Genomic DNA, 9,933 nt, shown 5'->3' with positions numbered 1-9,933 from the left:
TTATCCATAAATATATTGTAGTAGAATAAACGAAATGTTTCAAATCCCATTGCGCAAGTGTTCTTCTGCTTTATTGTTCGTTTTTTCGTTTTGACTGATTCACAAATTAATTCTTTATAAATAAAAGCTTACAGAAAGGATGGTATATAGTATGGCAGGATCTATTTATGGAAGATTGTTTCAGATTTCTACATGGGGGGAATCGCACGGAAAGGGGATCGGTGTTGTGATTGACGGGTGTCCGGCAGGGCTTTCTCTTTCAGAGGAGGATATCCAGGTTTATCTGGATAGAAGAAAACCCGGGCAAAGCCAGTTTACAACCGGACGTAAGGAAAGTGATATGGCACAGATCTGGTCCGGCGTATTTGAAGGTCGGACGACCGGAACTCCGATTTCAATTCTCGTACAGAACCAGGATCAGCGTTCCCGTGATTACGGAAATATTATGAACACATACAGGCCGGGACACGCAGATTATACATTTGATGAAAAGTATGGTTTCCGTGATTACAGAGGAGGGGGACGCTCTTCCGGAAGAGAAACTACTGCCAGAGTTGCAGCAGGTGCAGTTGCTGCTAAGATTTTGAAAGAACTTGGCATTGAAGTACATGCTTATACGAAAGCAATCGGTCCGGTATCTGTTCCGGAAAATGAATACCATCCGGAAGAGATTTTCCAGAACCCGATTTATATGCCAAGCAACGCATATGCCCAAAAAGCATCTGCCTATCTGAAAGAATGTATTAAAAATCAGGATTCCTCAGGAGGCATCATTGAATGTGTTATTACCGGTATGCCGGTAGGAATCGGTGATACCGTATTTGAAAAACTGGACGCCAATCTTGCCAAAGCAATGCTGTCCATCGGAGCAGTCAAAGGCTTTGAGATCGGTGACGGCTTTAAAGCTGCAGATACAAAAGGAAGTATCAACAATGATTCCTTCCATACAAAAGATGGAAGGATCACCAAAGACACCAACCATGCAGGCGGTGTCCTCGGCGGTATGAGTGACGGAAGCAAGATCATCTTCCGCGCGGCAGTAAAGCCGACTCCGTCCATTTCACAGCCACAGTCCACCGTCACCAAAGATGGAGAAAACACCGAAATGATCATTAAAGGACGTCACGACCCGGTCATCGTCCCACGCGCCGTCGTAGTCGTAGAATCCATGGCCGCAATCACGATCCTCGATCTGCTCTTCACCAACATGAGTGCCCGAATGGACAAGCTCAAACGCTTCTACGGCACTGAAAAATAAACCCAACAATCTTCCGTCCTCATCGCATCCGGCTACTCCGGTGAAAAAGGTAAATCTTAGTCGGCAGCCTTGAGGATGGAGCTTCTGTCGTTTCTCTGCATCTATAATTCCTCATCTGCCTTCTTTCTCCCGTGCCATGAAATTAGCAATTTTCTTGTTGCCTTATTACTTCCGCTAACATCGACAGCAGTTTATCAAGCTCAATGGGTTTTGCGATATGACCATTCATACCAACTGCAAGAGCATCTCTCTTATCTTCTTCAAATGCATTTGCTGTCATTGCAATGATAGGTATGCATGCTTTATCCTTATCCGGCAGGCGTCTGATTGCCTGTGTTGCTTTATAACCGTTCATTTTCGGCATCTGAATATCCATCAGGATCATATCATATGTACCTGCCGGCATCTTTTCTATCATATTTACACATTGAATGCCATCCTCCACACGTTCTGTTTTAATGCCGGCACGCTCAAGGATTGCTTCTGTAATCTCTGCATTCAGATCATTATCCTCTGCCAGAAGGATATTCCTGCCTTCAAGGATTTCACTGCCTGTTCCAGACTCTTCAATATGTTTTTTTACATAATAGCTTTCATCGGCTATCTTATGTTTAAGTGTAACTGTAATGGTGCTGCCCTTTCCGAGTTCACTCTCTACATCTATTGTTCCACCAAGCAGATCAACATATTTCCGGACTATCGACATTCCCAGTCCGGTTCCTGCGATTTTGCTCTTTGTAGTGTTCTGTTCACGTGTGAATGCGTCGAAAATCTTCGTCATATAATCCTGACTCATGCCAATTCCTGTATCACTCACTCTGTTCCTCACAATCATGTATCCTGGCTCGTCGCATGGCAATTCATCTACGCTCATCATAACAGAACCACCGGACGGAGTATATTTTATAGCATTGCTCAGGATGTTGACAAATATTTCTTTCACCTTGGTAACATCTGTCAGTACATGCTCATGTTCTACATTCATCGTGTAATGAAGCGCAATATTCTTTTTCCTTGCTTTCTCATCAAATACTGCAAACAAAGACTTCCTGACATCTTCAATCCGGCAGTAATTCTCATCAAGCTCCATCCTTCCACTCTCGATCCGGGCCATATCCAGTACATTATTTATGATTGACAGGAGAAGATTCCCCGACTGTTGCATTTTTTCCAAATGTTCTAAGGTTTCAGGCATGTCTTTTCCTTTCAGTTCATTCTCCATAAGCTGTGCATAGCCCAGAATTACATTCATAGGCGTCCGGATGTCATGTGACATATTGTTAAGAAAACGAGTCTTTGCGAGACTGGCATCCTCTGCTTTTTTCAAAGCAATCTCCAATTTATCATTGAGTTTTTGTGTATTATTTGCTGCAAGCTTTGCAACAGCTTCTGCTTTTCTTGCCTTTCGTAAAAGTACGAGGATAATACTAATTATACTGAGTGCAAAAAATATTGCCGTAATAAAAAAAGCAATCAGATTATCTTTTACAAAGTCAGAAAATGTTACCTTATCTGCCGTACTGTCATAGATAGCAAGTGCACTTGTAAGCATGTCAGATGGCATGGCCTTTAAGGTTTTATTCAGTATTGATAAAAGACTACCCTCTCCACCTCTTACTGCAAAGCATGCCTCCATTGTTTTTGTAAGTGGAACACTCTTGAAATTTCGACTGTTATCATATATCATCGCCTGGCTTGCTCCCATGAGGAAACAGTCTGCCTTTTCATTCAAGACCATATCTGCCGCATCATCAAGCGAATCACAATCTACCAGCTTCCATTGTGGATAACTGAAAGCAATATGCTGTTTTAAGGCTTCTTTTTCCTTTGGCACAGCTACTGTATACACATTATACTCATCAAAATTTTCCTCATCAGTTACCGCCATCAGACTGTAAGTCCAAGCTGTGTTTGTAAGTGCATATCCTTTTTCTTCTGCAAAACTGGGATTTCTGCCGGCATAAAAAATCATGTCAATCTCATGCTCTTGTAAAGCCTGAATCATTTCGTCATAATCATTGTATTCGTGTATATTAAATTCCAGTATCTGATTCCCCAGACAGCCTTTGGCATAGGATACATATTCTGCCAACATTCCGGTAAGTTTTCCAGTTTCTTCTTCCATGGAAAATACCGCCGGATCATTGCTCAGAAATCCTATCCGGATGTTACCATGTTCTTCCACCCAGGACTTTTCTTCACCTGTAAGAACCTGACTATAATCAAGCGTAAAATATTTCTTATACAAATCCGCCTTGAAAAAGGGACTATCTTGATCTAACTTGCGCATAGCATAGTCCAGCTCCGTCTTGATATCGCTGCGCTCTTTATTTATTGTAAAATATATGCCTGATTTTCCAATCGTGGTAACGGATGATATTCCCTGTTCAGACCAGATGGATTCCTCCAGAGATACAAAAGCATCAATCTCATGGTTCGCTAATTTCTTTTCGACATCATCATTATTATTCACATTTACATGCTCTGTATGTATGCCATTCTTATTTTCCCATTCTGTCAGCATACTTTCTGGTTTTGTATCCATGAGCACACCTACACGTTTCCCGTCCATAAATTTGAAATCAGACGTTCCAATATTCATGTTTGACAAATCAGCATAAAGGATATATTTTTCTTCACCCATCGCTTCATCTGAAAAAAGCATCCTTTGTGCACGTTCATCGGTGTAAGAGATATCGCCCATGACATCAATCTCACCATTTTCAAGCTTATCGAAGCAGTTGGACCAGTCACATTTCACGTACTCAAATTTCCATCCGGTATAGCCTGCCAAAGCCTGCAGGAGTTCATACCCATATCCTCGTCTGACACCGTTTTTATCGATATAATCAAAGGTATCTTCAAAGGATCCGATACGGACGATCTGTGACTGTTTTTCATCATTATTCTTTTCAGCGGCCCGGCAGTGTACTGATAATATCATCCACATTGCTAAAATCACAAATATACCTGCAAATAGTACGTCTGATTTTTTTCTACTTTTGTACATTGTTCTTTTCTCCTTAAATCACCAGATTATTACACGTCACAAACCCAAAAATTTCAGCATGGTTGGGACAAGAATATTCATATCAACAGGCTTTGCAACATGAGCATTCATTCCAACAGAAAGACCCTTTTGTGCATCTTCTGCGAAAGCATTGGCAGTCATCGCAATAATAGGGATCCTGGCTTTTTTCGTATCCTTCATCTTTCGGATAGCTAATGTAGCATCATATCCATTCATAACCGGCATCTGGATATCCATAAGGATCATCTTGTAATAATCAGCATCAGCCTTTTCAATCATGTCAATACATGCAACACCATCATTGGCAGTCTCAACAATACATCCTTCTTCCGTCAATAATTCCGTTGCGATTTCAGTGTTGATCTCATTATCTTCGACCAGTAAGATCCGAACACTGTTCAAACAATTCTTATTGCGCAAATTACTGTTTTTTTTCACCAGAGAATCGTCTTCTGACGCTTTTCTGCAAGGAATAGTTACTGTAAATGTGGAACCTTTACCCTGCTTACTTTTCACTTCTATTGTGCCATCCATGAGCTCTACAAGCTTTTTGGTAATGCCCATTCCGATGCCGCTGCCCTCAATATGACTGGATGTAGTGTTACGTTCTCTTTCAAAAGTTTCAAAAACACGCTTTTGGAATTCTTCAGACATACCAATTCCATTATCGGTAATACTAATGATCATATTGCACCAGTCTTCTTTTTCACAGGATTTCTGTACAACATTACAGGATATCCAACCTCCTGTATTTGTATACTTTATTGCATTGCTTATTATATTAAAACAGACTTCTGACAGGTGAGGTTCATCTATATACACATACGGATACATGATTTGTTCTGTCAAAGAGATCGTCTGATTTTTACTTTCTGCCTGTTGTTGGAACATAATGACACAATTTTCAAAGCACTCATGGACATTTGAAACAGTGTATTCCATCTCAACCTTATTATTCTCAATTCTTGCAAGATCTAAAACATTACCAAGCATCGACAAAAGTTCTTTTCCGCATATTTGGATTTCTTCAAGATATCTGCCAAGCTTATCTGTTTCCTGCAAATGTCTGGATGCCAGTTCTGCATAACCAATGATTGCATTCATAGGAGTTCTGATATCATGAGACATATTTAACAGAAATGATGATTTTGCTTTGTTTGCACATTCCGCTTTTAATTTAGCTTCCCGCAATTCTTCCTCTTGTTTTAATTCCCTCAATTTTTCATCTGTCACATCTCTATTTGCAAACAACACGGATGTCACATTTCCATTTTTATCATAACTCTGAGGAACAACCATGGAAAGAAACCATGATCCATCCTTCTTTTTGAATTCGGAAGACATAGATTCTTTATTATGAAGACGTGCCGCCATGGTTTGTATGTCAAAAAATTCCATATACTTCTGCACAAATGGTTCTGCTATAATATCTTCGATAATCTTGAACTGAGGATCCCAATCTGCAGTATTCTCTTTAATACCCATATCCATTTCTCGAGATCTTTTGACAAGTTCTATCTTCTTTGTTTTTAAGTTCAGCCTTGAGATATGATAATAAGCAGTACCTAATGCATGAAGGGCCTGCCGGGTTTTTTTGACCTGCTTCCCCAATGCGAGAGGGAACTCTTCACCGTCCATCTGTTCCAGATCCGGTGTTGAATGATGCAGATGCTGAACCAGCCATTTTCCATTCGTCCACTTATAGATAATCGTAAATCTTGTCTCCATTTTAAAACAGATTGAACCATCTTTAAACAGACCAGTAAAATCTACTGTTCCATGTGCAAGAACATGGTCATCATCAAGTCTTTCTTCTTCCTGATGTAAATTTCTTACTTCGAGTCTGATTTTTCCTCTTCGTTTTACATCAAATTTGAATGATTCTAAAAACTCATGCAGATTCGTGAATAACTCATGTTTCCCAGTTCCAATCAGACTGATATTTTCATCAAAATAATTTTCTATACCAAGATTATTTACTGATCCGTCATTAATATATATTTTCAAAAGTTGTTCTGTGAGTTTTTTAAAATCATCCATACGCTACCCTCTCTTTAAAAAACTTAACTGTCAAAATATCCAATGATCCCGATGTATCCATCCTTCTTTAAAGGCGACCATAATTATAGTTAACTGACCTGAAATTGCATTGTAATCAATGGAATTCATGCCACTGTTCAGTTCATTGGTTTCTGCATCTTCTTTTTCCGCGTTTTTGCTGCCACAACCTGACAGAAGCGATATGCTTATCACCATCATTAAGAATACAGCCAAAACTCTGTTTCATTTTTTCTTTTTCATTACGAATCTCCCATTTGAAATTATTTTCCGCTAGTTCAACAATTCATGAATTACCTTTACCAGTAAATTTCCATCAACAGGCTTGGAAATATGCTCATCCATCCCTGCTTCTTTTGCTCTTATTCTGTCCTCTGTGAATGCATTTGCTGTCATTGCAATGATCGGTATTTCCTTAGCATCCTCTCTGTCCATAGAACGGATCCTCTTTGTGGCATTATAACCATTCATGACTGGCATCATGATATCCATCAGAATCACATCAAATTCACCAGGTCTGCTTTTTTCAAATATTTCAACAGCCTCCAGTCCATTCCATGCTTTGGTCACTTCAGCGCCTTCATTCTGAAACATAAATTCTGCAATTTCCATGTTCAGCTCATTATCTTCCGCCAGAAGAATGTGCAGCCCCTTTATCGTTTTTTCTGATGCATCCTTCTGTTCTTTCCGTTTATCCGTAGCCAGATCTATTCTGAATGGAACCTGGATCACAAATGTTGTCCCAACACCTTCTTTACTTTTAAACATAATGGTTCCACCCATTTTTTCAACCAGTTTTTTGGTAATTGGCATTCCCAGACCTGTTCCGACAAATTTTGTGCGGCTTCCTGCATGTTCCTGTGCAAATGGTTCAAAAATATGTTTTTGGAACTCTTCTGCCATTCCGATTCCGGTATCCCGGCAGACAAATTTCATTATCGCCGTTTCTGGCTGTTCGGATGGAATTTCTACGCAGCTGATATAAATATGTCCGTTTTCTCTGTTATATTTCACCGCATTCGACAGAATATTCATCATCACACGTTTCACATACCCCGGACTTCCGATAAGATTCCGGTGTATGATTTCTTTTTTCTCCCACGCAATCCGAATATTCTGTTCTGCTGCAATCTGTTCAATCACAACAAATACTTCCCTGAAAATACCGCTCAGATTGAATGGTATTTCTTCCAGAATCACTTCATCTGACTCCAGCTTACTCATATCCAGGACATCGTTTACCAGTTCCAGAAGCAGATGAGAGGCCTCTTTGACTTTTGCCCTGCATTCCGTCTGTTTTTTCATATCGTCTGCATAATGATCTGCCACATTGAGCACGCCACAAATTCCATTAATCGGAGTCCGGATATCATGGCTCATTCGCTGAAGAAACTCTGTTTTTGCCTCATTGGCGGCTTCTGCCTTTTTAGCTGCTATCAGAAGTTCTGCTTTATATTTTTCATCTTTTTCCTGTTCCAGTTTCTGATGTGTCAGATTGGTTTTATATGTCCAGAACCAGAATAAACCGAACATCAAAAAATAAAGAAAAATAACACTCATCACATTTAATGGAAGGTTGTGGAATACTTCCGTATCCAGAAGATATGCATAGATATAATAATCACGCTGCTTCAGCATAATTCCGTAACATCCGATTCCTTCTTTCTTAAAATGATAGATATGTTGACTGTCTGTATGCTTTTTCATTGCCCGAACCACTTCGTTGTCGGCTGTATTCTGCCCCAACAGGCTCTCATCATTGCAGGCAACAACTGTCCCATTGTCTGTAACAAGAATCTTTCCATCTTTCTGAGTACTATAACCGTTTAAAAGCCTCTGTATCGTCAGTGTATAGTTTCTGGCAAATTCAGGAGAAGTGTAATAGTAGATTGCGACGATGCCCGGTGCATCTTTTCTGGCACAGGCTGCAATATCGATATGTGCCCCATCTTCCCTGGTAAACCGTTCCGAATAGCTTCTTTCTTCATATCCGGCAAAATCCATGATGATGTCTTTTTGCAGATACTCCGTAATCTCATTAGTCAGAGACTCATCTGTGCTGTATTCACAGTCCGTCTTTCCATCTGCATCCAATACAAGGATACCATCCACCCAGAGAGTCTGCAGATTTCCCTTCAGAAAATCCCGGCTTAGCTGCCCGCCGTTTTCTGTTTCCGTTTTAATATTTGTACTCATCTGTCTGGCACTTTCAATCGCACGGAGGAGACTTTTGGATTCCGATGATTCATTATAATGGGTGTAGGTGGAACACTGCACTTTCACATAATTTACAATCTCCACCATTCTTTTCTCTGCTTCCGCTTTTTCTGAGTGGAAGAAATAAAACAGGGAAACTACCGCCACACAGATTCCAAGCAGACCGCCGAGCAGCTGGATTCGTTTTTCTTTTTTCTTAATATCCAAGATCATCCACCTCCAGATACTTCTGGGGATCATCCAGATATTTTTCAATGATTTTCAGGGATGTGCCATCCTGGCGCATTTCTTCCAATGTCTGTTCCATCTGCTCACAGATTCCTCTGTCATCATCTTTTGCAAAAGCAACACCTATTCCGGTGATCATCAGAGGCTCTTCCAGGATACGGAAGCTTGTATCATAATCCTTCATATACTGGACAACAGATTCCTCATGTGCGGCAACTGCATCCACATACCCTTTTCCCAGAAACGTATAGATCAGTTCCCGGTGTCCAAGACTGATCAGATTGCCCAGTTTAGGGATTCTCTCATCCATCCTGTCCAGAAAGATACCTTCCGGTTTGGTTGTGGACTGGACAGCCAGATTCTTTCCCTCCAGATCACTCAACTTATAGATATCGCTGCTCTCGTTTACGGCTACCACCTGTCGACTTGCTATGTATGGTCCTGCCCAGCGGTAATCATCAAGGCGTCCTTCCATGGAAAAGCAGCCCATGATACAGTCAATCTCTCCGCTTTCTACCAATTCTTTTTTCTTCTCCCAGTTGATCTGGACAACATCCACCTGATATCCCATTCTTTTGAAAGCTTCTGTAGCAAGTTCTACATCTATGCCCGTAGGTACACCATCCTCATTCAGATAATTGTATGGTGGGTAGTTATCGCTGCCGAGTGTAATGACCGGCTTTTCTGTTTCTTCTCTGGTGTTATCTATGTTTTTACACCCTGCCAGGGTGACTGCTAAAATTTCCGCAAGCAGAATGCCTGCAATTACTCTTTTCCCTTTCATTTTCCGCCTATTCCTAACTATCCTTTTCGTTTTTTTCATATATCTATGAAATAAAAAAACACTGTCCTACAGACAGTGCATCTCATTTCATGCAACTGGCTGCCATTTTACAGGCCCTGTAGCTTTGCGTCCCAGATTTTCATCTGGTTTGCCGATCATCCTATTATTTATAGTTTTTAAACTTATGCAAAAATATTGATGTTATTATACTCCCACAATCTATCGTGCATAAGAAAAACCTCACCGCTTTAAAGCTGAAAAATAAAAAAGAACAGCCGATACATATACTCGAACTGTTCTCCTACTTCCAAAGTCCACGCAGCATTGACATTACTGTTTCCTGCGTCATGATTCTCT

General features: G+C 40.5%; 5 protein-coding genes and 1 riboswitch. Of the genes, 1 reads left to right on the top strand and 4 read right to left on the bottom strand.

Going from position 1 to position 9,933, the window contains the following annotated elements; genetic code table 11:
* Positions 1-151: 151 nt before the first annotated feature.
* Positions 152-1,258: a chorismate synthase gene (aroC, locus tag PGZ10_RS15695; RefSeq protein ID WP_270541797.1), complete on the top strand. Its 1,107-nt coding sequence runs from the start codon at positions 152-154 to the stop codon at positions 1,256-1,258.
* 142 nt (positions 1,259-1,400) lie between these two features.
* Here the strand turns inward: aroC and PGZ10_RS15690 are convergent, their stop codons facing one another.
* From PGZ10_RS15690 to PGZ10_RS15675, 4 genes are all read right to left on the bottom strand, one after another.
* Positions 1,401-4,268 (bottom strand): transporter substrate-binding domain-containing protein, encoded by a 2,868-nt coding sequence (locus PGZ10_RS15690; RefSeq protein ID WP_270541796.1) that lies wholly within the window; start codon positions 4,266-4,268, stop codon positions 1,401-1,403.
* Positions 4,269-4,304: 36 nt separating this feature from the next.
* Positions 4,305-6,329, bottom strand: a complete 2,025-nt coding sequence (locus PGZ10_RS15685) for an ATP-binding protein (RefSeq protein ID WP_270541795.1) — start codon at positions 6,327-6,329, stop codon at positions 4,305-4,307.
* Positions 6,330-6,620: 291 nt separating this feature from the next.
* Complete coding sequence (locus PGZ10_RS15680; protein WP_270541794.1) at positions 6,621-8,777, bottom strand: response regulator; 2,157 nt, start codon at positions 8,775-8,777, stop codon at positions 6,621-6,623.
* Positions 8,761-9,576 (bottom strand): substrate-binding periplasmic protein, encoded by an 816-nt coding sequence (locus PGZ10_RS15675; protein ID WP_117834008.1) that lies wholly within the window; start codon positions 9,574-9,576, stop codon positions 8,761-8,763. The genes PGZ10_RS15680 and PGZ10_RS15675 overlap by 17 nt, the downstream gene beginning before the upstream one ends.
* 87 nt (positions 9,577-9,663) lie before the next feature.
* A riboswitch (cyclic di-GMP riboswitch) is annotated at positions 9,664-9,739 on the bottom strand.
* Positions 9,740-9,933 lie beyond the last annotated feature (194 nt).

Origin of the sequence: Coprococcus sp. AF102-57 (genome assembly GCF_027686195.1) — a bacterium.
Classification (GTDB): Bacteria; Bacillota; Clostridia; order Lachnospirales; family Lachnospiraceae; genus Allocoprococcus; species Allocoprococcus comes.
Note: the sequence above shows the minus strand (reverse complement) of the source record. Positions and strands in the feature narration are given on the sequence as shown.